Source organism: Brevibacterium sp. Lmc1, assembly GCF_057654315.1.
This window is the reverse complement of record NZ_CM172803.1, coordinates 2,188,368-2,212,071: the sequence shown is the minus strand read 5'-3', so window position 1 is coordinate 2,212,071 and position 23,704 is coordinate 2,188,368. Positions and strand designations below refer to the sequence as shown.

At 64.6% G+C, this 23,704-nt stretch carries 29 protein-coding genes; 20 read left to right on the top strand and 9 right to left on the bottom strand.

All coding sequences use genetic code 11. The features are described from left to right. Positions 1 to 26 precede the first annotated feature (26 nt). Both AC239G_RS09975 and AC239G_RS09970 read left to right on the top strand, forming a co-directional pair. A complete protein-coding gene (locus tag AC239G_RS09975) occupies positions 27 to 584 on the top strand; it encodes a hypothetical protein (protein ID WP_376905646.1) in 558 nt (185 codons plus the stop codon). A 10-nt stretch (positions 585 to 594) separates the two neighbouring features. After that, positions 595 to 1,581: a heme o synthase gene (locus AC239G_RS09970; protein ID WP_101544292.1), complete on the top strand. Its 987-nt coding sequence runs from the start codon at positions 595 to 597 to the stop codon at positions 1,579 to 1,581. 130 nt (positions 1,582 to 1,711) lie between these two features. Here the strand turns inward: AC239G_RS09970 and AC239G_RS09965 are convergent, their stop codons facing one another. The 4 genes from AC239G_RS09965 to AC239G_RS09950 are packed head-to-tail and all read right to left on the bottom strand — an operon-like array spanning position 1,712 to position 4,695. After that, positions 1,712 to 2,122 carry a VOC family protein gene (locus AC239G_RS09965; protein ID WP_258041961.1) on the bottom strand — a complete coding sequence of 137 codons (411 nt, stop codon included), beginning with the start codon at positions 2,120 to 2,122 and terminating at the stop codon, positions 1,712 to 1,714. Between the two features lie 16 nt (positions 2,123 to 2,138). Then, the gene (locus AC239G_RS09960) at positions 2,139 to 3,041 is read right to left on the bottom strand and encodes a COX15/CtaA family protein (RefSeq protein WP_248283843.1); all 903 of its coding nucleotides are present in this window, start codon (positions 3,039 to 3,041) and stop codon (positions 2,139 to 2,141) included. Positions 3,042 to 3,049: 8 nt separating this feature from the next. After that, complete coding sequence (locus tag AC239G_RS09955) at positions 3,050 to 3,781, bottom strand: ABC transporter permease (protein WP_139467282.1); 732 nt, start codon at positions 3,779 to 3,781, stop codon at positions 3,050 to 3,052. After that, positions 3,778 to 4,695: an ABC transporter ATP-binding protein gene (locus AC239G_RS09950; protein ID WP_487488767.1), complete on the bottom strand. Its 918-nt coding sequence runs from the start codon at positions 4,693 to 4,695 to the stop codon at positions 3,778 to 3,780. The genes AC239G_RS09955 and AC239G_RS09950 overlap by 4 nt, the downstream gene beginning before the upstream one ends. 137 nt (positions 4,696 to 4,832) lie before the next feature. Between AC239G_RS09950 and AC239G_RS09945 the strand changes: the two genes are divergently transcribed. The 10 genes from AC239G_RS09945 to AC239G_RS09900 all read left to right on the top strand — a co-directional run bounded on the left by AC239G_RS09945 (position 4,833) and on the right by AC239G_RS09900 (position 13,888). Continuing rightward, a complete protein-coding gene (locus tag AC239G_RS09945; RefSeq protein WP_139467280.1) occupies positions 4,833 to 5,552 on the top strand; it encodes a helix-turn-helix transcriptional regulator in 720 nt (239 codons plus the stop codon). Further along, positions 5,549 to 6,979 (top strand): Fe-S cluster assembly protein SufB, encoded by a 1,431-nt coding sequence (sufB, locus tag AC239G_RS09940; protein ID WP_039207512.1) that lies wholly within the window; start codon positions 5,549 to 5,551, stop codon positions 6,977 to 6,979. The genes AC239G_RS09945 and sufB overlap by 4 nt, the downstream gene beginning before the upstream one ends. Before the next feature lie 40 nt (positions 6,980 to 7,019). After that, complete coding sequence (gene sufD, locus AC239G_RS09935; RefSeq protein WP_264798683.1) at positions 7,020 to 8,195, top strand: Fe-S cluster assembly protein SufD; 1,176 nt, start codon at positions 7,020 to 7,022, stop codon at positions 8,193 to 8,195. Continuing rightward, entirely contained in the window at positions 8,192 to 8,515 is a 324-nt protein-coding gene (locus AC239G_RS09930; protein WP_487488766.1) for a non-heme iron oxygenase ferredoxin subunit, read from the top strand. Before sufD ends, AC239G_RS09930 begins: the two co-directional genes overlap by 4 nt. A 27-nt stretch (positions 8,516 to 8,542) precedes the next feature. Next, the gene (gene sufC, locus AC239G_RS09925; RefSeq protein ID WP_139467277.1) at positions 8,543 to 9,301 is read left to right on the top strand and encodes a Fe-S cluster assembly ATPase SufC; all 759 of its coding nucleotides are present in this window, start codon (positions 8,543 to 8,545) and stop codon (positions 9,299 to 9,301) included. Continuing rightward, the gene (locus tag AC239G_RS09920) at positions 9,301 to 10,551 is read left to right on the top strand and encodes a SufS family cysteine desulfurase (protein ID WP_487488765.1); all 1,251 of its coding nucleotides are present in this window, start codon (positions 9,301 to 9,303) and stop codon (positions 10,549 to 10,551) included. Before sufC ends, AC239G_RS09920 begins: the two co-directional genes overlap by 1 nt. A gap of 16 nt (positions 10,552 to 10,567) precedes the next feature. Further along, the gene (gene sufU / locus AC239G_RS09915) at positions 10,568 to 11,047 is read left to right on the top strand and encodes a Fe-S cluster assembly sulfur transfer protein SufU (RefSeq protein ID WP_172169596.1); all 480 of its coding nucleotides are present in this window, start codon (positions 10,568 to 10,570) and stop codon (positions 11,045 to 11,047) included. Then, the gene (locus AC239G_RS09910) at positions 11,040 to 11,375 is read left to right on the top strand and encodes a metal-sulfur cluster assembly factor (RefSeq protein WP_025778421.1); all 336 of its coding nucleotides are present in this window, start codon (positions 11,040 to 11,042) and stop codon (positions 11,373 to 11,375) included. The genes sufU and AC239G_RS09910 overlap by 8 nt, the downstream gene beginning before the upstream one ends. Positions 11,376 to 11,591: 216 nt before the next feature. Further along, a complete protein-coding gene (locus AC239G_RS09905; RefSeq protein ID WP_487488764.1) occupies positions 11,592 to 12,293 on the top strand; it encodes a ribonuclease H family protein in 702 nt (233 codons plus the stop codon). Continuing rightward, the gene (locus tag AC239G_RS09900; protein ID WP_092013696.1) at positions 12,290 to 13,888 is read left to right on the top strand and encodes an ABC-F family ATP-binding cassette domain-containing protein; all 1,599 of its coding nucleotides are present in this window, start codon (positions 12,290 to 12,292) and stop codon (positions 13,886 to 13,888) included. Before AC239G_RS09905 ends, AC239G_RS09900 begins: the two co-directional genes overlap by 4 nt. 6 nt (positions 13,889 to 13,894) lie before the next feature. Here AC239G_RS09900 and AC239G_RS09895 read toward each other — a convergent pair whose 3' ends face one another. Genes AC239G_RS09895 through AC239G_RS09885 form a run of 3 tightly spaced genes read right to left on the bottom strand, consistent with a single transcriptional unit; the run spans position 13,895 to position 15,536 of the window. Continuing rightward, positions 13,895 to 14,797, bottom strand: coding sequence for an SURF1 family cytochrome oxidase biogenesis protein (locus AC239G_RS09895; RefSeq protein WP_487488763.1), 903 nt, complete (start codon positions 14,795 to 14,797; stop codon positions 13,895 to 13,897). Beyond that, on the bottom strand, positions 14,794 to 15,006 hold the full coding sequence (locus AC239G_RS09890; RefSeq protein ID WP_139467273.1) for a hypothetical protein: 213 nt from the start codon (positions 15,004 to 15,006) through the stop codon (positions 14,794 to 14,796). Before AC239G_RS09890 ends, AC239G_RS09895 begins: the two co-directional genes overlap by 4 nt. After that, positions 15,003 to 15,536, bottom strand: coding sequence for a DUF3099 domain-containing protein (locus AC239G_RS09885; protein ID WP_487488762.1), 534 nt, complete (start codon positions 15,534 to 15,536; stop codon positions 15,003 to 15,005). The genes AC239G_RS09890 and AC239G_RS09885 overlap by 4 nt, the downstream gene beginning before the upstream one ends. A gap of 100 nt (positions 15,537 to 15,636) precedes the next feature. Between AC239G_RS09885 and AC239G_RS09880 the strand changes: the two genes are divergently transcribed. The 3 genes from AC239G_RS09880 to AC239G_RS09870 all read left to right on the top strand — a co-directional run bounded on the left by AC239G_RS09880 (position 15,637) and on the right by AC239G_RS09870 (position 17,769). Next, positions 15,637 to 16,347 carry a beta-ketoacyl-ACP reductase gene (locus AC239G_RS09880; RefSeq protein ID WP_139908064.1) on the top strand — a complete coding sequence of 237 codons (711 nt, stop codon included), beginning with the start codon at positions 15,637 to 15,639 and terminating at the stop codon, positions 16,345 to 16,347. 148 nt (positions 16,348 to 16,495) lie between these two features. Continuing rightward, positions 16,496 to 17,254, top strand: coding sequence for an enoyl-ACP reductase FabI (gene fabI / locus AC239G_RS09875; RefSeq protein ID WP_101544266.1), 759 nt, complete (start codon positions 16,496 to 16,498; stop codon positions 17,252 to 17,254). Positions 17,255 to 17,262: 8 nt separating this feature from the next. After that, a complete protein-coding gene (locus tag AC239G_RS09870) occupies positions 17,263 to 17,769 on the top strand; it encodes a SixA phosphatase family protein (protein ID WP_172169584.1) in 507 nt (168 codons plus the stop codon). A 130-nt stretch (positions 17,770 to 17,899) separates the two neighbouring features. Here AC239G_RS09870 and serB read toward each other — a convergent pair whose 3' ends face one another. Together serB and AC239G_RS09860 are read right to left on the bottom strand one after the other, a co-directional pair. Next, a complete protein-coding gene (gene serB, locus AC239G_RS09865) occupies positions 17,900 to 18,577 on the bottom strand; it encodes a phosphoserine phosphatase SerB (protein WP_229663929.1) in 678 nt (225 codons plus the stop codon). Further along, positions 18,574 to 19,308 (bottom strand): hypothetical protein, encoded by a 735-nt coding sequence (locus AC239G_RS09860; RefSeq protein WP_139908061.1) that lies wholly within the window; start codon positions 19,306 to 19,308, stop codon positions 18,574 to 18,576. Before AC239G_RS09860 ends, serB begins: the two co-directional genes overlap by 4 nt. Positions 19,309 to 19,352: 44 nt before the next feature. Between AC239G_RS09860 and AC239G_RS09855 the strand changes: the two genes are divergently transcribed. From AC239G_RS09855 to AC239G_RS09835, 5 genes are all read left to right on the top strand, one after another. Continuing rightward, positions 19,353 to 20,138, top strand: a complete 786-nt coding sequence (locus AC239G_RS09855; RefSeq protein ID WP_181270514.1) for an ABC transporter ATP-binding protein — start codon at positions 19,353 to 19,355, stop codon at positions 20,136 to 20,138. A gap of 2 nt (positions 20,139 to 20,140) precedes the next feature. Continuing rightward, complete coding sequence (locus AC239G_RS09850) at positions 20,141 to 20,977, top strand: sulfite exporter TauE/SafE family protein (protein ID WP_139467267.1); 837 nt, start codon at positions 20,141 to 20,143, stop codon at positions 20,975 to 20,977. Between the two features lie 195 nt (positions 20,978 to 21,172). Next, entirely contained in the window at positions 21,173 to 21,937 is a 765-nt protein-coding gene (locus AC239G_RS09845) for a TrmH family RNA methyltransferase (RefSeq protein WP_487490111.1), read from the top strand. A 32-nt stretch (positions 21,938 to 21,969) separates the two neighbouring features. After that, a complete protein-coding gene (locus AC239G_RS09840) occupies positions 21,970 to 22,749 on the top strand; it encodes a virulence RhuM family protein (RefSeq protein WP_219922134.1) in 780 nt (259 codons plus the stop codon). Between the two features lie 169 nt (positions 22,750 to 22,918). Further along, positions 22,919 to 23,689 carry a phosphatase gene (locus tag AC239G_RS09835; protein WP_487488761.1) on the top strand — a complete coding sequence of 257 codons (771 nt, stop codon included), beginning with the start codon at positions 22,919 to 22,921 and terminating at the stop codon, positions 23,687 to 23,689. Positions 23,690 to 23,704: the final 15 nt, after the last annotated feature.

The following is a 23,704-nucleotide window of genomic DNA, read 5'->3' as shown; positions in this document are numbered from 1 at the left end:
CTGTGCCTGACTGGAGGGATGACAGGGTGAGCAAAGGTGCTGATCCCGTGATCGATGCCGCCGTCGCAGACAGCGGGGACCAGCGATCCGATCGGCCGGCGGGCAGGCGCCCCGACTTCGCCGAGGTGGCCGAACAGACGAGGGGGCTCCGTCGGCTGATCTCCCGGATCGGCACGGCGTGCCCGGTGTTCTTCGCCGTGGCTACCGTCGCCGTGTCGTCGGCGATCGCCCAGCCGCTCCGCGGCACCGTCGACATCGGGGAGCTCGGCCTGTGGACGTTGGGCACACTCCTTCTGCTCATCCCCTTCGCGGCAGCGCTGGCCGTGATGCTCAATGCACGGCGCGGCGGACTGGTGTGGACGACCGCCCTCGTCTACTCCGTCATCACCGGATTCATCGGTCTGTGCGTCGATGCGAATCTCCTCCGGACGGATCCGCAGTCGGCCTCGCTGAGCTTCATCTCAGTGCTCATCGTGCAGGTCGTCGTGCTTGCTCCGGTGTGTGCGGCGGTGGCCTTCCTCGTCCGCATCGTCAGTGACTCGACTCGCCTGCGCGCGACTGGCAAAAACTTCGACAACAGGTAGAATCTAGGGCGTGAGCAAACTTCGTCAGAACCGGGAAGAGCAGAGTGAACGACCTCTGCAGAGGGCCATCGACGAGCAGAGCCTCGCTACCCGACCGCGTTCGATCATCAGCGCCTATATCGCGCTGACCAAGCCGCGCGTCATCGAGCTGCTCCTCGTCACGACCGCGCCCGTGATGTTCCTGGCCGCTCAGGGACTGCCGAACATCTGGCTGGTCATCAACACCCTCATCGGCGGAGCCGCTGCTGCGGCGTCGGCCTCGGTCTTCAACTGCTACGTCGACCGTGACATCGACGCGAAGATGGAACGGACGAAGGACCGTCCCCTCGTCACCGGTGAGATCAGCCCCCGTTCTGCACTCATCTTCGCTTTCGTGCTCGGCATCGGTTCGATCTTCTGGCTCGGCGGATTCACGAACTGGGTCACGGCGGGACTCACCGCCTCGGCGATTCTGCTCTACGCAGTCTTCTACACCCTCGTCCTCAAGCGCCGCACCTCACAGAACATCGTCTGGGGCGGCGCTGCAGGCTGCATGCCCGTGCTCATCGGCTGGTCGGCCGTGACCGGAGGAATCGCGTGGGAGCCCGTGCTGCTCTTCCTCGTCGTCTTCTTCTGGACCCCGCCGCACTACTGGCCGCTGGCGATCAAGTACAAGGCCGACTACGACGCCGCCGACGTGCCCATGCTGCCGTCGAAGGTTCCGCCGACATCCGTCGGCCGTCAGATGATCCTCTACACCTGGGCGATGATCGCCTGCTCACTCGCGCTCATTCCCGTCGCTCCGATGGGTCCTGTCTACACGATCGTGGCCGTCGGCGCCGGAGTCTGGTTCCTGTGGTCGTGCTACTCGCTGGTCTCCCGTGCCAAGCAGGGTAAGGACGGCACCTCGCTCAAGGCGATGAAGGTCTTCCACGGTTCGATCACCTACCTGTCACTGCTCTTCCTGGCAGTGGCCATCGACCCGTTCGTGCCCACCCTGATCCCCGGTATCTGGTGATTCGCCGAAGAACCCGCTGATCCATTCGGCCCAGTTTGAGCTGGATAGCACAGATTTGAAACAGTGCTATCCAACTCAAACTGGGCCGTTGTGCGTCTGTGCCTTGCGCTTCGGGTCGGAACGCAAATTCTCAGCCGGCGTTGACGAGGTCGTCGATGACGATCTTCTTCATTCTCATGAGCGCCCGAGTCTGTGCCGGACCGGTCATCAGCTCGCCGAGATTCGCGGGAACGATCTGCCAGCTGACTCCGAAGCGGTCCTTGAGCCAACCGCACTGTTCGTGCTCGGGTGACGCCGACAGATTCGACCAATAGTGGTCGATCTCGGCCTGGTCCGCGCATTCGACGGTCAGCGAGATCGCCTCGTTGAATGTGAACACCGGTCCGCCGTCGAGGCAGATGAACTCTGTGCCGTCGAGGACGAACCGGCCGGTCAGGACCTTCCCGCTCATCCCCTTGAAGTGTTCGTCGAGGGATTCGTCGGGATAGCGTTCGATGGACAGGACTCGCGAATCGGGGAAGACGGAGCAGTAGAACTCCATGGCCTCCTCGGCGCAGTCAGGAAACCACAGACACGGAACGATCGGTATTGACATCGGTGCTCCTCGGGTAGGCGCTGTCGAGGACGGCAACGCTTGCCGCAATCGTAGCCGACAGGCCGACCATGTGTAAGGCCACGAGCAGTTCGGGAACACCGAGGAAGTACTGGACGTAGCCGATGATTCCCTGGGCGACCTCGACGACGAGAAGCACGGTCAGCGGGGCGACCATCGCCGTCTGCGCCTTCTTCCGGGCGACGACGAGCGCGGAGATCGTGGAGATGACGAGCAGCCACACGGGCGCGGCATGCAGCCGGGTGACCCAGATGTTGTCGAGGTTGTTGCGGGTCGAGATCGTCGAACCCGAATGAGGCCCGGCCCCCGTCGTGAGCACGCCGAAGACGACGATGATCGCGGTGAGACCGAGGATGATCCAGCCCAGAGTCGGCAGCGGAGCTGAGGCCTTGGTCCTCAGTCGCACTCCCGTGTCATAGGTGCGGCGGACGAAGTAGGCGGCGACCCCGACAGCGACGGCCGAGGGCACGAAGTGTCCGGCGACGACCCAGGGGTTGAGCTTCGTCCACACGGTGATTCCGCCGACGACGGCCTGGACGGGCACGATGGCCAGCAGGCCGATATTGAGCCAGAAGAGATCCGGGCGCTGCTTCCGGTGCCTCCACAGCATGAGTGCGATGCACACGCCGAGGATCGCCAGCGCCACGGCCAGCAGGCGGTTGCCGAACTCGATGGCGCCGTGGATGCCCATCTCGCTGGTGGCCACGAGCGAATCCGGGGTGCACTTCGGCCAGTCCGAACAGCCGAGCCCGGAGCCGGTGAGCCGGACGATTCCGCCGGTCAGGATGATCCCTGCCTGGGCGATGAGCATGGCCCAAGCGGCGATGCGGATCTTCTTCGTGACCACTTCACTCCTCATTCGAAACGGAACCACCTGCGTGCCGCAAGCGTTCCCACAAGCCCCCATATCAGGAGCACGATGATTGCCTTGATGTCTGTGCCGCCGTGTCCGATGGCCGACCGCATGGCGTCGCCGAGCGCACCGGAGGGCAGGTAGCCCACCACCGTTCCCCATTCTCCCGGATGTGCGATGACGAGGCCACCGACGCCCGCCATGAGCACCCAGATGAGATTCGTCGCCGCGAGAGTCGCCTCGGCGCGGACTGTGCCGGCCATGAGCAGACCGAGCGAGAGCAGCGCGGCGGTGCCGAACAGTGTGGCCAGGATGAGTCCGAGGATGTCGACGGGACCCCGGAAGCCGAGAATCGCCGCCGCGGCGAAGACGAGTGCGTACTGGATGAGAACGACGACGATGACGGCGCCGAGTTTGCCGAGGATGAGTCCGTTCGTCCCCAGCGGAGTCGTCGCCAGCTGCCGGAGCACCCCGTAGCGGCGGTCGAAGGCGGTTGCGATCGCCTGCCCGGTGAATGCGCTGGAGGCCAGGCTCAGGCTCAGCGCCCCGGGAACGGCGATCGACAGCGGATCGGCCCCGGCCTCGATGACCCCGAGCCCGGTGAGCAGGGGAGTCTTCGCGAGGAAGACGAGCAGGCCCAGCGGGAAGATGATTGAGAGCAGCAGCTGTTCGCCGTTGCGCAGAACGGACAGGGTCTCGAACTTCGCCTGCGAGACGATGCGTGTCGAGGTCATCGCAGCGGCCTCCCGGTCAGTTCGAAGAAGACGTCAGACAGGGACTGCCTCTGCATGCCGATGTCCGTGATCTGCAGTCCCGCCTCGGCGACGGCAGTGCACGCGGCCGCGATCTGACTCGCCGTCGGTGCTCCGTCGAGAGAGATCATCGAACCCTGCGCCGAGGCGGGACCGAGCTCGGTGAGCCGATCGACGAGGGCGGCGGGGACGGGGGAGTCGAGGCGTATCGTCAGCGACCGGGACCCGGCGGAGGCGCTGCGCAGCTCCTCGGGCGCTCCCTGAGCGATGATCCGTCCCCGATCGATGACGACGACCTCGTCGGAGAGCTCCTCGGCCTCGGCGAGGTCGTGGGTGGTGAGGACTACGGCGACTCCGCGGTCGGCGAGATCGCGGATGAAGCTGTGGACGACCTCGCGAGCCTGCGGGTCGAGACCGGCGCAGGGTTCGTCGAGGAAGACGAGGCGCGGCCGTCCGATGAGGGCCGCGGCCAGTGCGACTCGCTGCTTCTGTCCCCCGGAGAGCCTGCGCATCGTGCGTCCGGCGAAGTCGTGGAGACCCAGCGGTTCGGCGAGTTCGTCGACCGGTACGGGATTCTCATAGAGGGTGGAGAGGTGCCGCAGCACCTGCAGGGGCTTCGAGCTCATCGGCAGTCCGCCGTCTTGGAGCATGACCCCGGCCAGCTGCGACGTCGTCGCGTGTTCGGCGACGGGGTCGTGCCCGAAGATCTCCACCGTGCCCGATTCGGGGCGGCGGGTGCCCACGGCCAGGGAGATGGTCGTGGATTTTCCTGCGCCGTTGGGTCCGAGCACGCCGAGGACGGATTCGGACTCGGCCGTGAGGTCGATTCCGTCGACGACACGGTGGGTGCCGTAGGAGTACTGGAGACCGCGAATGGTCAGGGCCGGAGATGACACCAGGCTATTCTACGACGCGTCGAAACGGGTGTCGAAACCGCAGGTGTCCACGCGCGACGCGGGCGGTGGTTAGGCTCACCTAGTTTTACGAAACAAATTACGCAACAATATTGTTGTGTTAGTCAAGGAGGTGGATTATGGCTGCAAACGACACGGAAGATCGCCGAACCCGGCAGAAGGTCTTCCAGTCGGTGCTCGACGAAGGGCCGATCACTGCTTCGTCTTTGGCCAAAGCCCTCGAGCTGACTCCCGCGGCGATCCGTCGTCACCTGGACGCGCTGGAGAGTGAGGGCCTTCTCGAGGTCCGTGAACTCGCCGGCAAACAGGCGGGCAGGGGCCGACCGGCCCGGCACTATGTGGTCACGACGGCCGGACACGATTCGGTCAGTCATTCCTACGACGAGTTGGCCGTGAACATCCTGCGCTTCATGGAGGACAAGCACGGCAGATCGGCAGTGGAGGGCTTCACGGAAGACCTCGTGAGCCGACTGCGGGAGCGACTCGGACCGGAACTCGAAAAGCGCGGCGGCACCACAGTGGCGTCTCGCTCACGTGCACTTGCCGCCGCACTCACACGGGAAGGGTACGCCGCCTCGGCGACCCCGGTCGCGGCCGGAACCCCGTTGGAGGCGATGCAGCTGTGCCAGGGACACTGCCCGATCCAGGCCGTGGCGGCAGAGTACCCGGAGATCTGCGAAGCAGAGCTCGCGATGTTCTCCGACTACCTCGGTGTCGACGTGCGGCGGCTGTCGTCGCTGGCCCAGGGCGACCATGTGTGCACCACCCACATTCCGACTTCGGAACTGACCAGACCACTCATCCACAGCAATGATCGACCTCAAGGAGGTTCACGATGACTGACACAGGAAATCGGATCATCGATGCGAATCCCGAGCTCAAAGACCTCGGGCAGTACGCATACGGTTGGCACGACGAGAACGATGCCGGCGCGACCGCGACCCGCGGCCTCAGCGAGGAAGTCGTCCGCAACATCTCGAAGCTCAAGGACGAACCGGAGTGGATGCTCAAGCGTCGACTCAAGGCTCTGCGTCTGTTCGACAAGAAGCCGATGCCGAATTGGGGCGCCGACCTCACCGGAATCGACTTCGCGGACATCAAGTACTTCGTTCGCTCCACCGAGGGACAGGCGACGTCCTGGGAGGACCTGCCCGAGGACATCCGCAACACCTATGACAAGCTCGGCATCCCCGAGGCCGAGAAGCAGCGCCTCGTCGCCGGTGTCGCCGCTCAGTACGAGTCCGAGGTCGTCTACCACCAGATCAACGAGGAGCTCGAGGCTCAGGGTGTCATCTTCATGGATACCGACACCGGCCTGCGCGAGCACCCGGAGATCTTCGAAGAGTACTTCGGGTCGATCATTCCGTCCGGTGACAACAAGTTCGCCGCTCTGAACACCGCTGTCTGGTCCGGCGGCTCCTTCGTCTACGTCCCCAAGGGCGTCCACGTCGAGATCCCGCTGCAGGCCTACTTCCGCATCAACACGGAGAACATGGGCCAGTTCGAGCGCACGCTCATCATCGCCGACGAGGGTTCCTCGGTCCACTACGTCGAGGGCTGCACCGCTCCGATCTACAAGACCGACTCCCTGCACTCGGCCGTCGTCGAGATCATCGCGAAGAAGGATGCGAAGGTCCGCTACACGACGATCCAGAACTGGTCGAACAACGTGTACAACCTCGTCACCAAGCGCGCCATCGCCGAAGAGGGCGCCTCCATGGAATGGGTCGACGGCAACATCGGCTCGAAGGTGACCATGAAGTACCCGGCCATCTGGCTGACCGGTGAGCACGCCCGCGGCGAGACGCTGTCCGTGGCCTTCGCCGGCGAGGGACAGCACCAGGACACCGGTGCGAAGATGGTCCACGCCGCTCCGCACACCCATTCGTCGATCGTGTCGAAGTCCGTGGCCCGCGGCGGCGGCCGCGCCGGCTACCGCGGACTCGTCCACGTCCACCCGGGGGCCGAAGGCTCGTCGAACAACGTCCTCTGCGACGCCCTGCTCGTCGACAACGTCTCCCGTTCGGACACGTACCCCTACATCGACATCCGCGAAGACGACGTCACACTCGGCCATGAGGCCACCGTGTCGAAGGTCAGTGAGGATCAGCTCTTCTACCTCATGTCCCGCGGCATGGAGGAGACCGAGGCGATGGCGATGATCGTGCGCGGCTTCGTCGAGCCGATCGCACGCGAACTCCCGATGGAGTACGCCCTCGAACTCAACCGCCTCATCGAACTGCAGATGGAAGGCGCGGTCGGCTGAGACCCGACCCGGCGCCCACTGCACTCAAAGGAGTAAATCTGTGACTGATACCACCAACCCGCTTGGCCTTTCGGAGCATTCGCACGGTTCCGAGGTCCAGGTGCCCGATTCGAAGCGCGATGCGCGCACGCGCAGCTTCGATGTCGCCGACTTCCCCGTGCCCACCGGCCGGGAGGAGGAATGGCGCTTCTCTCCCGTCCGCAAGTTCAGCGAGTTCTTCGAGGACACCGCCACCGAGGCGAAGCTGAAGTTCGAGTCGGATCTGCCCGAGGGCCTGTCCGTCGAGGAGATCTCGCTCGAGTCAGCCCAGGAACTGGGCATCCTTGAGCCCGAGGACCGCGCCGCGGCCGTCGCCGCCAACCGCGCCTCTGCGGTGACGCACTACTCGGTCCCCGCGGACACCGAACTCGAGCGGGCCGCGATCATCCACGCGGACGGCACCGGTGAGGCACTCGGCCACGGCCATGTCGTCGTCACCGTCGGCGCGAACTCGAAGGCGACCATCGTCGTCGAACACGAGGGACTGGCCCGGTACTCCGAGCTCGTCTCCCTCGTCATCGGCGATGGTGCGGACGTGACCTTCGTTTCGCTGCAGCTGTGGGACGACGGCTCCCAGCACCTCGGTCAGCACGATGCGATCGTGGGCAAGGACGCGAAGTTCAAGCACATCCACATCACCCTCGGCGGTGACGTCGTGCGCCTGAACACGAACGTGCGCTACTCGGCAGCCGGGGGAGAGGCCGAACTGCTCGGACTCTACTTCGCCGATGCCGGTCAGCACCTCGAGCACCGCACCTACATCGACCACAACACGCCGAAGGCCCAGTCGAACGTCCATTACAAGGGCGCTCTGCAAGGCAAGGACGCGCGCAGCGTGTGGATCGGCGATGTGCTCATCCGTCCCGAAGCCCTCGACATCGATACCTACGAGCTCAACCGGAACCTCATCCTCACCGATGGCGCCCGCGCCGACTCGGTGCCGAACCTCGAGATCGAGACCGGAGACATCGCCGGTGCCGGCCACGCCTCCTCGGTGGGTCGCTTCGATGAGGAGCACCTGTTCTACCTCATGAGCCGCGGCATCCCCGAGGACGTCGCTCGTCAGCTCGTGGTCCGCGGATTCTTCAACGAAGTGATCCAGAAGATCCAGGTGCCCGAGATCGAAGACGTGCTCAACGAACGCATCGAGGACGAATTGTCCCGGAGTGTTCTGTGACCATGATCGACGTGGCGGCCACCGACGAGGTGGCCCCCGGCGGCACCATGCGCGTCGAGGTCGGCGAGTACGAGATCTGCATCGCTCGCGACTCCGACGGCACGATCCACGCCATCGACGACCTGTGCACCCATGGTGAGGTGTCGCTGGCCGAAGGCGACGTCGAGGACTGCACCATCGAATGTTGGCTGCACGGCTCGCAGTTCGACCTCAACACGGGCAAGCCGGTGAATCCCCCGGCGTTCGAACCCGTCGCGGTCTATGACTGCAAAGAGATCGCCGGCCGCATCCTCGTCGACCCGAACACCACCCTGAACTGACCTCAAGACCGAAGAAGAAGGATCATTATGTCCACTCTCAAGATCGAAGACCTGCACGTCGGTGTCAACACCGATACCGGTCTCAAGCCCATCCTCAACGGCATCGACCTCGTCATCAACACGAACGAGACCCACGCCATCATGGGCCCCAACGGCTCCGGCAAGTCGACCCTGGCCTATGCCCTGGCCGGGCACCCCAAGTACGAAGTGACCTCCGGTTCGGTCACCCTCGACGGTGAGGACGTCCTCGAGATGTCCGTCGACGAGCGTGCCAAGGCCGGACTGTTCCTGGCCATGCAGTACCCCGTCGAGGTTCCCGGCGTGACCGTGACGAACTTCCTCCGTTCGGCCAAGACCGCCATCGACGGTGAAGCTCCGAAGCTGCGCAACTGGACCAAGGACCTCAAGCAGGCCATGGAGAACCTTCGCGTGGATCCCGCCTTCGCCTCGCGCAACGTCAACGAAGGCTTCTCCGGCGGCGAGAAGAAGCGTCACGAGATCCTGCAGCTCGAGATGCTCAAGCCGAAGTTCGCCGTCCTCGACGAGACCGACTCCGGCCTCGACGTCGACGCGCTGCGCATCGTGTCCGAAGGCGTCAACCGCGTCAAGGACGCCACCGACGTCGGCATCATGCTCATCACCCACTACACGCGCATCCTCAACTACATCAAGCCCGATCACGTCCACGTGATCATCAAGGGCAAGGTGGCCGAGGAAGGCGGACCGGAACTGGCCGAACGCCTCGAGAACGAAGGCTACGACCGCTTCTTCACCGCCGGCGTCTGATGTTCTCACGTCTGAGGGGCGACTTCCCGATCCTCGATGTGAGGGTCGGGGAGTCGCCGCTGTCGTATCTCGACTCGGGAGCGACATCGCAGAAGCCGCAGTGCGTCATCGACACCTTCGTCGAGTACTTCCAGCAGCGCAACGCCGCCGTCCACCGAGGTGCGCACTCCCTGGCCGTCGAGGCCACGGACGCCTTCGAGCACGGTCGGATCGCCGCTGCCGGACTCGTCGGCGGGACACCGGAACAGGTGTGCTGGACGAAGAACGCGACCGAGGCGCTCAACATCGTGGCCCTCGGCATGGATCGGGCCAGCCATGGCTTCGGGGGAGACGACGCAGAGCGTTTCGCCCTCGCCCCCGGTGACTCGATCGTCGTCACCGAGATGGAGCACCATGCGAATCTCGTGCCGTGGCAGCAGCTGGCTGCCTCCACGGGAGCACAGCTGCGCTGGCTGCCGGTCACTGACTCCGGTGAACTCGATCTGACCGATCTCGACACGATCGTCGACGAATCGACGAAGGTGCTCGCGTTCACGCACGTCTCCAACGTCCTCGGCACGATCAACCCGGTCGACCGCCTCGTGCAACGGGCCCGCGCCATCGGAGCCTACGTCGTGCTCGACGCATGCCAGTCCGTTCCGCATATGCCCGTGGACTTCGTCGACCTCGACGTCGACTTCGCCGCGTTCTCCGCTCATAAGGCACTCGGCCCCACCGGCCTGGGCGCGCTGTGGGGCAAGTCCGAACTGCTCGACGCTCTGCCGCCGGTGCTCACCGGCGGATCCATGATCACCACGGTGACCATGGAGGAGACCGAGTTCATGCCCGCTCCGCAGCGGTTCGAGGCCGGCACTCAGCCGGTCGCCGAGGTGGCGGCTTTCGCGACAGCGATCGGATACCTCACCGAGGTGGGGCTGGACAATGTTCTCGAGCATGAGAAGGAACTCGCCCGAGTCCTCCTCGACGGGATCGGCCAGATCCCCGGAATCCACATCCTCGGCGAGGCCGAAGACCGGATCGGAACCGTGGCCTTCGACGTCGACGGCGTGCACGCCCACGATGTCGGACAGTATCTCGACTCGCAGGGCATCGCCGTGCGGGTGGGCCACCACTGCGCTCAGCCGCTGCACCGCCGCTTCGGGGTCACCGCCTCGACGCGGGCGAGCACGTACCTGTACAACAACGTCGAAGACTGCACCCGCTTCCTCACCGCTCTGGCGGAAGTGCGGCCCTTCTTCGGAGTCGCCTGAGGAGGGGAGCGAACCGATGAGCACACAGATGCAGCAGCTCTACCAACAGGTGATCCTCGACCAGTCGCGGGCACGCATCGGCAACACCGAACTGCTCCGTGATGCCGCAGGGTCACCGCACGGATATTCGCATCAGGTGAACCCGACGTGCGGCGATGAGATCGAGCTCGAGACCGAACTGCGTGAGGACGGCACGATCGCGGTGAGGTGGACCGGCGACGGCTGTTCGATCTCGATGGCCTCGGCCTCGGTGCTGTCGGAGCTGGCCGCCGAATCCTCCGTCGCGCAGATGCTCGAGATCGAAGGCGCGTTCCACGAACTCATGCATTCACGTGGGACAATGGAGGCGGATGAGTCGATTCTCGGTGACGCCGCGGCGTTCACCGGAGTGTCGAAATTCCCGGCCAGGATCAAATGCGCTCTCCTGGCATGGATGGCGTTCAAGGACGCACTCAACCAAGCACAAGCAGCTCGTGAGGAGAAACACAATGCCTGAAGTCATTGACGCACCGCAGAATGCCAGCGTCGACGAAGTGCGCGAGGCGATGATGGACGTCGTCGATCCCGAGCTCGGTGTCAACATCGTCGATCTCGGCCTCGTGTACGGACTCTCGGTCGAAGACGACGGCACCGCCGTGATCGAGATGACCCTGACCTCGGCAGCCTGCCCGCTGACCGACGTCATCGAGGACCAGACCGCACAGTCGCTCGAGGGAATCGTGCCGGCCTACCGGATCAACTGGGTCTGGATGCCGCCATGGGGCCCGGAGAAGATCACCGAGGACGGCCGCGAACAGATGCGTGCCCTCGGCTTCAACATCTGATCCGACACCGACGACGTTCGGTTGTCTGCGTCCCCGCGGGGACGCAGACGAACACCATCGCCGAGGCGGGGCGACCTGAGAAGGTCAGCCCCGCCTCGGCGATCGTCGTCCGATCCGGCACTCGTGTCCGGGCAGAGTCGCGGAGATCACCGCCCCACGGACCGAGAACCCGAGAGCGGCGTGAAAGAATGGAATCCGACTTTCCAAGGAGAACCATTGACGATCATCGCTGCCGCCGACGGATCCGCGCTCGGCAACCCCGGACCCGCCGGGTGGGCCTGGTACATCGACGACACCTCCTGGCATGCCGGCGGGTGGAAGAACGCGACGAACAACCGCGGTGAGCTCATGGCCGTCCTCGACCTGCTCCGGTCGACCGCGGACAGCGACGAGGAGCTGAAGATATACTGTGATTCGCAGTACGTCATCAACGCCCTGACCAAATGGATGCCGGGGTGGAAACGCAAAGGGTGGAAGAAGGCCGATGGAAAAGAAGTCCTCAACAAGGACCTCTTAGCGTCTCTCGATGAGGCACTGAGCGGGCGGACTGTCGAGTTCGAGTGGGTCAAAGGACACAACAACCACGAACTCAATGAGGCCGCCGATGATCGCGCACGTGCGGCTGCCACCGCCTTCCAAAAGGGCACGTCCGTGCCGGAAGGCCCAGGATACGTCCCCGCGGGGACGTCGACCGCGACGGCCGACGATGATCCGGCAGACGACCCGACGGAACCTGTTGCTCAGGACGATGTTTCCGTCGAGCCCGTGACCGCAGCGGCCGGGCCGGACACCACTGTCGTGTCCTGTCGTGTGCCGTCCTCAGTCGCAGATGAACTCGTCGCCCGGGCACAGGCCCGCGGCATCCACCCCCAAGAATTTCTGGCCGAACTCATCGGCCGCAGTTTGGAGACAGAATGATTCAGGCCTCCGGCCTCGAAGTCGCCGTCGGCGCCCGCACCCTCATGTCCGAGGTGTCCTTCCGCGTCGACAAGGGCGACCGAGTCGGTCTCGTCGGCCGCAACGGCGCCGGCAAGACGACCCTGACCAAGGTGATCATGGGCGGACACCCGGCGCAATCCGGTTCCGTGTCGATCTCCGGCACCGTCGGCTATCTGCCGCAGGATCCGCGCAGCGGTGACCTCACCGCCACCGGAATGGAACGCATCCTCTCGGTGCGTGATCTTGACGTCCTCGTCAAGCGTCTGCGCAAGGCCGAACGGCAGATGGCCTCACCGGACGAGAAGGTGGCGACGAAGGCCATCGACCGCTACCCGCGCATCGAAGCGGAGTTCATCGCGGCCGGTGGTTATGCCGCCGAATCCGAAGCCTTCGCGATCGCCGCGAACCTCGGCCTCGACGAGGCCCTGATCAGCCAGGAGATCGGGACGCTCTCCGGCGGTCAGCGTCGCCGTGTGGAACTCGCCCGGATCCTATTCTCGGCCCCGGATACGATGATCCTCGACGAGCCGACGAACCACCTCGACGCCGAATCCGTGCTGTGGCTGCGCGACCACCTCAAGGCCTACTCCGGTGGTCTGATCATCATCAGCCACGACCTCGATCTCATCGATGAAGTGGTCAACAAGGTCTTCTTCCTCGACGCCACCCGTCAGACCATCGACATCTATTCGATGGGCTACCGGCTCTACCTCAAACAGCGTGAGGACGATGAGCGGCGCCGCCGCCGCGAACGTGCCAATGCCGAGAAGAAGGCCGCGGCGCTCAACGCTCAGGCGAACAAGATGATGGCGAAGGCGACGAAGACCGTCGCCGCCCAGCAGATGGCCAAGCGTGCCGACCGACTGCTCGCCGGTCTCGAGGACGAACGCGCCACGGAGAAGGTCGCGAATCTGCGCTTCCCGGCACCGGCCGACTGCGGACGTGTGCCGCTGACGGCTGAAGGACTCTCTCGCAGCTTCGGGTCGACCGAGGTGTTCACCGGTGTCGATCTCGCCATCGACAAGGGCACACGAGTCGTCGTGCTCGGCTACAACGGTGCCGGCAAGACGACGCTGCTGCGTCTGCTCGCCGGACTCGACGAACCCGACTCCGGAGAAGTCGTGCCCGGACACGGCCTCAAGCTCGGCTACTATGCGCAGGAGCATGAGACTCTCGACCTCGAGCGCACAGTGCTGGAGAACATGTCGCGGAACTCCCCGCACCTCGACGACACCGCGGTGCGCAATGTGCTCGGTTCGTTCCTCTTCAGCGGTGATGATGTGCACAAACCCGCCGGGGTGCTCTCGGGTGGCGAGAAGACACGTCTGGCGCTGGCCACCCTTGTGGTCTCGAGCGCGAACGTGCTGCTGCTCGACGAGCCGACGAACAACCTCGATCCGGCGTCCCGCGAGGAGATCCTCTCGGCGATCCGCCGCTACGAAGGTGCGATCGTGCTCGTCACCCACGATGAGGGTGCGGTGTCCGCGCTCGACCCCGACCGCGTGCTGCTGCTGCCCGACGGCGACGAGGACCTGTGGAACGACACGTACCTCGATCTCGTCACGCTCGCCTGAGCAAGTTCACTTTGAGCGGAAGCGCTCCTCGAACAGGGCATCCTCCTCGGCTTCGGCCTGCCCGCGCACGGTGGGCGAGGCCCAGCGGTTGCGGCCATAGCGGCTGCCGGGCTGGCTGATCTTCGCGCCCGCGTCGAGGGCGGCCTTGTCGATGACGACCATTTCGTTCTCGACAGTGCCGTGCTCGACCGCCTCGGCGGCTGCCTTGCGCTCACGTCGGGCCGAGATGACCACGGCGATGATGATCATGATTCCGAAGGCGAACCACTGGAGCATATAGGACAGGTGGTTGCCCGGATCGAGCTCGGGCATCGGCAGCGGGGTCAGCCCCTCTTCCGGGGCACCGCCTGTCTCCGCCGGTGAGGCCTCGACGTAGACATGCGCATAGGCATCGTCCATTCCCGGAATGCGCGCGGGATCGATGGCTTTGATGAGGCCCTTCGGATTCTCATCCTCGGATCCGTCCTGAGCGGGACGCAGATGAGCGATGACGGTCTGCTCACCCCGAGGAGCGGGCGGCACGGAATCCTGTTCGGCGGTGAAGCCGCGGACGACGGCGATCGTCGATCCGCTGGTGATCTCGAACGGAGTCACCACATAGAAGCCGGGTTTGTCTTCCACCGTCCGGTTGCGTGCGAGGACGGTGTCCTCGTCGGAGAACGATCCGGTCAGCTCCACCTGGGTCCACTCATCGGTGGTCTCCAGCGTCGAATTCGGTGTCGAGAGCACCGAGGTGATGTCGACGGGGTCGGCGGAGTAGTTCGCGGTGATCGTCGCGATCTCCTGCTCCCGCTGATCGCGGCGGTCCTTCTGCCACAGGGCGAGGAACACGCAGGCGATGATGACGATGATCGCCATGGCGATGTATTTGAGCCAGCGTGCGGAGAAGAGGAAGGAATAGCGGCTCAACCTGCGTCCTCCGGAATATCGTCGACGGAGACGTCGGTGATGAAGAAGTCGCGCAGAGTCAGGAAGTCACGCAGATAGTCGAGGTGCTCATCACAGGCCAACCACGTCTTCTTCCGCTCGGGAGTGTGGACGCGGGGATTGTTCCACAGCAGGGCGCGGGTCGCGAACGCCCGGCATTCCTTCGCGGAACACTGCAGCTGCTCGCTCAAGCCTGGTCCCTCCTGTCCTCGTCGTTGTCGTCGACGGTCTCACCTTGGACGGTGTCGCCCGGGACCGTCTCGCCCCGGATCGTTTCGTGCCGGTGATCCGCGCCTGGATCGGACTCGTCAGGGGCGCCGTCTCGGGGATCTGTGCCACCTCGGGGATCTGCGTCGTCGACCGTATCCCCTCCGAGGGTGTCGCCGGAGATCGTCTCACCGCGCGCCGGCGGCAGCTCTGTCAGCGGGGCCTGTTCGAGCAGGGCGGAACGATCATCTCGGGTGCGTTCACGGCCCGCATTGGCGAAGATCACCGCAGGGTAGGGGAGGACGACCGCCCCTGCCACGCAGATCCACATGAGGATGTGCATATCTGCGACGAAAGCGAAATAGGCGGCCACGAAGCAGACCGTCCTGATGCCCATGGTGATCGAATACTTGATGATCCGAGACCGCATATCGTCATCAAGGGCGGTGTCTGCCGTTGTGATCTGCTGAGCGTGCCTGACCATATCCTTCTTCGATCGATGACTGCCAAACATGATACTCGTCCTTTGTGAGAGTCATATCCATCGGCCAAAGGACAGGATAGGTTTGTCCACGATAGATTTGAAGAACACAGTCGATCAACAGGAGACCAACGTGTCAGAACCACGCACAGTCCTCGTCACCGGCGGCAACCGCGGAATCGGTCGCACCATCGCCGAGGAATTCCTCGCCCAGGGGGACAAGGTGGCAGTCACCTCCCGCAACGGTCAGGCCCCGGAGGGAGCGCTGGCCGTGGCCGCCGATGTCACCGACAGCGAATCGATCGATCGGGCGTTCACCGAGATCGAGGAGAAGCTCGGTCCCGTCGAGGTCGTCGTGGCCAATGCCGGAATCACCGCCGACAATCTGCTCATGCGGATGAACGATGACGAATTCGAATCCGTCATCAATACGAACCTCACCGGTGCCTTCCGCACCGTCAAGCGCGGAATCACCGGGATGATCCGCGCGAAGAAGGGCCGCATCGTCCTCATCTCCTCGGTGTCGGGTCTCTACGGGGTGCCCGGTCAGGCGAACTACTCCGCCTCGAAGGCCGGTCTCGTCGGCTTCGCCCGATCCATCACCCGTGAGGTCGGCTCCCGCGGAATCACCGCCAATGTCGTCGCCCCGGGCTTCATCCGCACGGATATGACCGATGAGCTCAGCGAGAAGCAGCGATCAGAGTACCTCGCCACCATCCCGGCGAAGCGATTCGCCGAACCCGGTGAGGTCGCCAAGGTCGTCCGTTGGATGGCCTCCGATGAAGCCGCTTACATCTCCGGTGCCGTCATCCCCGTCGACGGCGGACTGGGCATGGGCCACTGACTCAGACGGCGCTGGGCCGGTCACAACCGGATCCTCGTCCGCAGACGATGCGGCCCCGCCGGGCCGCAGCCCGTAGACTTCGATACAGAGACACCGCCCGAAGCGGCGTCATGCACACGCAAACCACCTTCCTTTCGAAAGGACCACCATGGGAATTCTTGACGGAAAGCGCATTCTCGTCACCGGCGTGCTCACCGAGGCGTCGATCGCCTTCGCCGCTGCTCGCATCGCACAGGAGCAGGGAGCCGAGGTCATTCTCTCGAGCTTCGGTCGCCAGATGAAGATCACTCAGGTGATCGCCGAACGCCTGCCCGAGACCCCGCAGGTCATCGAACTCGACGCCACGAACGAAGAGGACCTCGCGGCCCTGCCCGAGCGCCTCGGCGGCAACATCGACGGAATCGTCCACGCCATCGCCTTCGCTCCGAAGGACGCCCTCGGCGGAGTCTTCCTCGACACGCCTTGGGACTCCGTGTCCGCGGCCATCCACGTCTCCGCATACTCGCTCAAGGCCATCGCCGTGGCCGCGAAGCCCGTGCTCAACAAGGGCGCCGGAATCGTCGGACTGACCTTCGACGCGACCATCTCCTGGCCGGTCTACGACTGGATGGGTGTGGCCAAGGCCGCCTTCGAATCGACCGCCCGCTACCTCGCCAAGTACGTCGGTGAAGACGGCGTGCGCGTCAACCTCGTCTCGGCCGGACCGCTGAAGACCACCGCCGCAACCTCGATCCCCGGCTTCGGAACGCTCGAAGACATGTGGGGCGACCGCGCACCCCTGGGCTGGGACCAGAAGGACACCACTCCTGCCGGCAAGGCCATCGTCGCCCTGCTCTCCGACTGGTTCCCCGCCACTACCGGCGAGATGATCCACGTCGACGGCGGATTCCACTCCACCGGCGCCTGAGACCACTCATGCCTGTGCTCATCCTCGCCCGCCACGCCAAGGCGGAAGCGCACGGTCCGACCGACTTCGAACGGTCCCTGGATGCGAAGGGTCTGGCTCAAGCGGTCGAGGCCGGAGCCGAGATCGCCGAGCGCTGGTCACCCGATGTGGCCATCGCCTCGGCGGCCAGGCGCACCGTGCAGACCGGACAGGCTGTCGTCGAAGCCGTCAACCGCGCTCATGGAGGAACTCTCGACGAACCGGGCGACCTGACCCTGCGCGAGGATCCCTCGCTGTATTCCGGGTCCGTCGACGACTGGTTGGATGCGATCAACTCGATTCCCGCGGATGCGCAGTGCGCGTATATCGTGGGCCATCAGCCGACCGTCGCCGAGGTGGTCGGCCACCTCAATCCGGAAGGCGGGGTTCCCGATACCTTCCGTCCCTCGTCGATCGCGGTCTTCGACCTCGAGAGCTGGGACGTGGAGCCGGGACACTACCCGGCCCCGCAGATCCGGGTCTTCCACGGAGTCTGAACGCACCGTCTGACCGACGCGATCTGTCGACAAGACGCCTGTGGCGCTGACGAAACATTCGTCAGCGCCACAGGCGTCTTCGGTCAGTCAATGGTCAATGGCGCCGGTGCCACACCCTGGGAGGGATCGCTCACACGTCTGCACGCGCAGCGACCAGGTCGATGACGGCTCGCAGGTCGCGTGTCTCCACGGACGCGTCCGCTGCGGCGACGAGCGCCGGTTTCGCACAGAAGGCGACTCCGAGGCCGGCGGCTTCGACCATGCCGATGTCATTGGCGCCGTCACCGATCGCCACCGAGGCGGCACGATCGTATCCGCCGGCAGCGAGTAGATTCTCGAAGATCTCGGCCTTGGCGCTCGGGTCGATGACACGGCCGTTCGTCCGCCCGGTCAGCAGCCCGTCATGGATGTCGAGTCCGTTGGCGAAGACGTCGGTGATGCCCAGCTGTGCGGCGACGGGAGCGATGATGGCGGTGAAGCCGCCCGACACCAGAGCCACCTGGCCGCCCGAGGAGTGCACTGCCGCGACCAGGTCGGCGGCTCCCTCGGTGAGGGTGATCTGCTCTCGCACCTCATCGAGCACGGTCTCCGGCAGCCCGCTCAGCAGGGCGACCCGTTCGGCGAGGGATTCGGCGAAGTCGAGCTCTCCGGCCATGGCGCGTTCGGTGATGTCGGCGACCTTGTCTCCGACCCCGGCATGGGCGGCGATGAGGTCGATGACCTCTTCGTTGATGAATGTCGAGTCGACGTCCATGACGAGCAGTTGGACGGGGATCTGGGAGGCGGTGGCCTGAGGCGTCTCATTCACCCCTTCATCGTAGCCACTGCCATGATGTAGTCCGCGGCGGCGGGGTGCAGCTGAGACAGCAGCGCACCGAACTCTGGCGGGGCGACGGTCGCAGGTGCGAGCACGGTGCGCATCCGGTGGTGGATGTCGAGGGCGGCGTAGATCGCTCGGGAATCCGCCTCAGTGGGGATGAGCCGGGAGATCGGGTGCATCGTCGACAGCTCCTCTTGCCAGTCACGCCACGGCCCCTGCCGCCAGTCCTCGGGAACGTCGATGGTCTCGACGAGGCGTAAGCCCTCCATCACCAGCAGGCGCAGACGCCGCAGCGCCTCGGGGGCGGACCCGACCGTGACGGGGCGGAAGACGGTGGGCGCACAGGCGATGATCTCGACGTTCGCCTCGGCGCCGATGAGGGCGATCGCCGCCTGCTCATCGCCGCGATGGAGGACGACGGGGGCGGTGTGGCGTCCGACCTTCGTTCGGGCGGTGCGATCGACCGGGGGAGTCGCATGCGGCAGAGACGGGTGGTGCAGCGCCAAGCGCGCATGGGTGATTCCCGAGGCGGCCGCCTCAGCGATGAAGAGCAGCAGACCGGTGGGAACGACCGAGTCGAAGACCTCATCGGAGACGATGAGAGGAACATCACGATCATCGTCGAGGAACGCAGAGGTCACCTCGTCAGGGGGCAGGGTCGAGCGCAGACGGTGGTTGAGGGCCAGGGTCAGCAGCAGTGAGTCGGTCGTGAGGTCCATGTCGAACCAGGATAGACGGCTCGTCTGCGATAGAGTCTGAAGATATGAGTGAAGTCCTGAATCTGGATTCTGTGTCCGTGCGCCGGGGGACGAATTTCCTCCTCGACGATTTCTCGCTGACCGTCGCCGAAGGCGAGCACTGGACAGTGCTCGGACCCAATGGTGCGGGCAAGACGACCCTGCTCGAAATCGCGGCCGGTCGCATGCATCCGACGACGGGTACGGTCAACATCCTCGAGGAGCAGCTCGGCCGCGTCGATGTGTTCGAGCTGCGCCCGCGCATCGGATATGCCTCGACGATTCTGGCCAACCGCATTCCGAGTTCCGAAGCGGTCCTCGACACCGTGCTCACCGCCGCCTACGGCGTCACCGGACGTTGGGTGGAGGAGTACGAGCAGGACGATATCGAGCGTGCCCGCGATCTGCTGGCCGCGTTCCACATCACTCACTTGGCCGATCGCACCTTCGGTACGCTGTCCGAGGGCGAGCGCAAGCGTGTGCAGATCGCGCGTGCGCTCATGACCGACCCGGAGCTTCTGCTGCTCGACGAGCCGGCGTCCGGACTCGACTTCGGCGGGCGTGAGGAGCTGCTCGGCGCACTCTCGGAGATCCTCTCGTCGAAGTGGGCGCCGGCCACGATCATGGTCACCCACCACGTCGAGGAGATCCCGGAGGGCATCACTCATGTGCTGCTGCTGTCCGAGGGCACCGATCTGGCCGCAGGTCCGATCGAGGAGACCCTGACGGCGGAGAACCTCGCGGCGACCTTCGGCATCGACGTCAAGCTCACTCGGGACGGTCAGCGCTACCACGCACGTTCCGCCCTCTGAGCATGGAGTTCCTGGCGAACCTGAGCCTCGAACCGTGGCAGATCGGCCTTGTCATCGTCGCCGGAATCGCGGCAGGCGGCATCAACGCCGTCGTCGGCTCCGGAACGCTCATCACCTTCCCGGCGCTCGTCGCCTTCGGAGTGCCGCCGGTGGTGTCGACGATGAGCAACGCTGTCGGTCTCATCCCCGGCAATATCGCCTCCTCGTTCGGATACCGTGAAGAGCTGCGAGGGCAGTGGAAACGGATTCTCGGATACGTTCCCGCCTCTCTGCTCGGGTCGCTGACCGGTGCGTATCTGCTGCTGCACCTGCCCGAGGATGCTTTCGAGACGATCGTGCCGGTCCTCCTCGTCGTGGCCTTGATCATGGTGGTCGGGCAGCCGTACCTCTCCCGCTACCTGAAGAACCGGTCCCTGCGCCGGGCCGAGGCCGCCGGCGTCGAGCATCGGGCCGCCAAGGCGGGGGATCGCCTGTCCACGGGCCGGTACATCGCCGTGCTCATCGTCGTCTTCCTCACCGCGATCTACGGCGGCTACTTCGCCGCCGCCCAGGGCATCATCCTCATCGCCCTGCTCGGTCTGCTGCTGCCCGATGATCTGCAGCGACTCAACGGGCTGAAGAACGTCCTCGTCCTCGTCGTCAATACGGTCTCGGCAAGCACGTACATCATCGTCGGCCACGACCGGATCAACTGGATCGCCGTTGTCTGCATCGCCATCGGCTCACTCATCGGCGGGTACTTCGGTGCCCGAATCGGGCGGAAGTTCTCACCCGTGCTGCTGCGCGCCGTCATCGTGGCCCTCGGACTCGTCGCGATCTGGAGGATCCTCACGCTGTGAACGGAATTCCGCTGTGAACGGGAGCACGCTGTGAACACTCCGGCCAAGGCACCCATGACCCGCCAGCAGGTCATCGATCGGTCCGCTGAGCTCGGGATCGCCGTCGAGCGTCTGCGCTTCTTCGGCGAGGCGGACCTGACTTCTGGGAGCCAGGGCGATGATTCCGGCGATGCCCTGCACGGGCGCCTCGAGGGCATGCGCGACTACACGCAGCTGACCGATGTCGCCCTGCGCAGCGTCCGTGAACCCGCCGAGGGGCTGTTCATCGCCGAATCCTCGAAGATCATCCGCCGCGCTCATGCAGCCGGCCTCTCGCCTCGGTCGTTCCTCACCAGCCCGAAATGGCTGTTCGACCTGGCCGACATCATCGCTGAGAGCGATGTGCCGATCTTCATCGGCACGGATGCCGCTATGGAGTCCCTGACCGGATTCCACCTCCACCGAGGAGCTCTGGCCGCCATGGGCCGCCCCGCTCCGGCTCCGGTCTCCTCCTTGATCGCCGATGCCAGGCGACTCGTCGTCATCGAAGACATCGTCGACCATACGAACGTCGGCGCCATCTTCCGCTCCGCGGCCGCATTCGGAGTCGACGCCGTGCTCGTGACCCCGCGCTGCGCCGATCCGCTCTATCGCCGGTCGATCCGTGTGTCCATGGGCACGGTGTTCCAGGTGCCGTGGACGCGCATCGACCCGTGGCCCGCCGGAATCTCTGCCCTGCACGACGCCGGCTTCCACGTGGCCGCCCTGGCACTCGACGATGATTCTGTGGGGCTGCGCGACTTCGCCGCCTCGGCACCGGAGCGCACCGCGGTCGTCTTCGGCACTGAAGGCGAAGGACTCAGGCGATCGACGATCGCCGCCTGTGACTCGACCGTGATGATCCCCATGAGCGGGGGAGTGGACTCCCTCAACGTCGCGGCCGCCTCGGCGGTCACCTGCTTCGCCCTGCAGGACGATTGAGCCGTGTCAGTGGCGCACTTTGACGTTTGATTATGAGCAATTCGATTGAGCTGTATCCGACCGCTGACGGTGACGCCGCGCTCGAGGTGCGCACTGATTCCGATACCGTTTGGCTGACACGGCATCAGCTTTCGCATCTGTTCGGACGTGATGTGAAGACGATCGGCAAACATATCAACAACGCTCTGCGGGAGGAAGTCGACGGTGAGCCAACTGTCGCAAAATTTGCGACAGTTCAGAAAGAAGGCGCCCGAACCGTCACACGTATGGTTGAGCACTACAGCCTCGACATGGTCCTGTCGGTGGGATTTCGAGTGAAGTCGTCGGAAGGAGCGCGATTTCGCCGTTGGGCAAACGATGTCCTTCATCGCTATGCGATCGAAGGAACCGCCGTCAACCAACGGCGGTTGTCAGAATTGGGAAAGATTGTCAGCGTGCTGACGAGGTCGCAGGATGAATTGGTTGCGGGGGTTGCCGACGTACTGTCAACGTACCTGCCAAGTCTCACCATGCTCAGAGATTATGACGAAGGATACTTGTCGTCGAAATCGAGCTCCGTGCCTGGATGGGAATTGACCCTGGAAGAAGCACGCAGAATCATCGGCGGACTGTCATTGGCATTTCCCGACGATAAATTGCTGGGGAGGGAACGAGGCGATGCTCTAGGGGCTGTCATCGGGGCGATCTATCAGGGGTTCGGAGACCACGAACTCTATCCGACCGCCGAAGAGAAGACCACCCCCTCTCCGACGGCAACAAGCGCAGCGCCGCGGCGCTGTTCGTCACCTTCCTTGACCGCAACGGCGCGCTGATCGACCCCGATGGCAACAAGCGAGTCGACAACAATGCGCTGGCAGCGATGACGCTGCTGGTCGCGATGAGTGAACCTTCCGAGAAGGAACTGATGATCGCGCTCATCATCCGTATGATCGTCTCAGAAAGACAGTGATCATTCCCGCAGTCATGACGGAGAGGACCCCAGTGGACCGCAGCACCCTAGCCCTTGCTCTTGAAGCCGGACGGATCACCGGGGAGGTCGCCACACCGAGAGAGAACAACCTCTCGCACATCCACCGGTTCCTCGAACAGGAACGCCAATTCGACTTCGGCGTCGAACTCACCCGCGACTGGGACTATGACTCAGTGTTCGCGCTCATGGTCGAACGCTGCGGCCTGCGGCCCGATCCCGAGTTCGTCGAAGGCGTGGACACGATCTCCACCGAAGGCTGCATCGACGCTCTGGAGAAGCTCGCCGAGGCGGTCGGCCAGGTCGCCCGCGCCGGCGGCCGGATCCTCTTCGCCACCGGACATCCGGCAGGACTGCTGCCCGTGCATATGGCAATTGCCGCCGCGGCGAAAAACGCCGGCGCCGTCATCGACACCCATGATCACTTCATCCCGGTCCCGGAGATCGGCGGCGACGTCCGTCAGATCCACAATGTGTGGACCTGGCACCAGCATGGCGGCAGCCCGCACACCCACCTGGCCGAACCGATGCATGCGCTGCTCAACGACTTCGCCGCCCGCGGCGGGTCGGCCCCGGACCTCGTTGTGGCCGATCATGGTTGGGCTGGTGCTGCCTCGAGCCGGGGACTGCGAACTATCGGCTACGCCGACTGCAACGATCCCGCCCTTTTCGTCGCCGAGGCGCAGGGGCAGATCGAAGCCACCATCCCCTTGGACGATGATGTGGTGCCAAACCTCTACGCCCCGCTCATCGACTACGTCATCGAACGAGCGGGACTGAACTGACGGGCAGTATCTGGC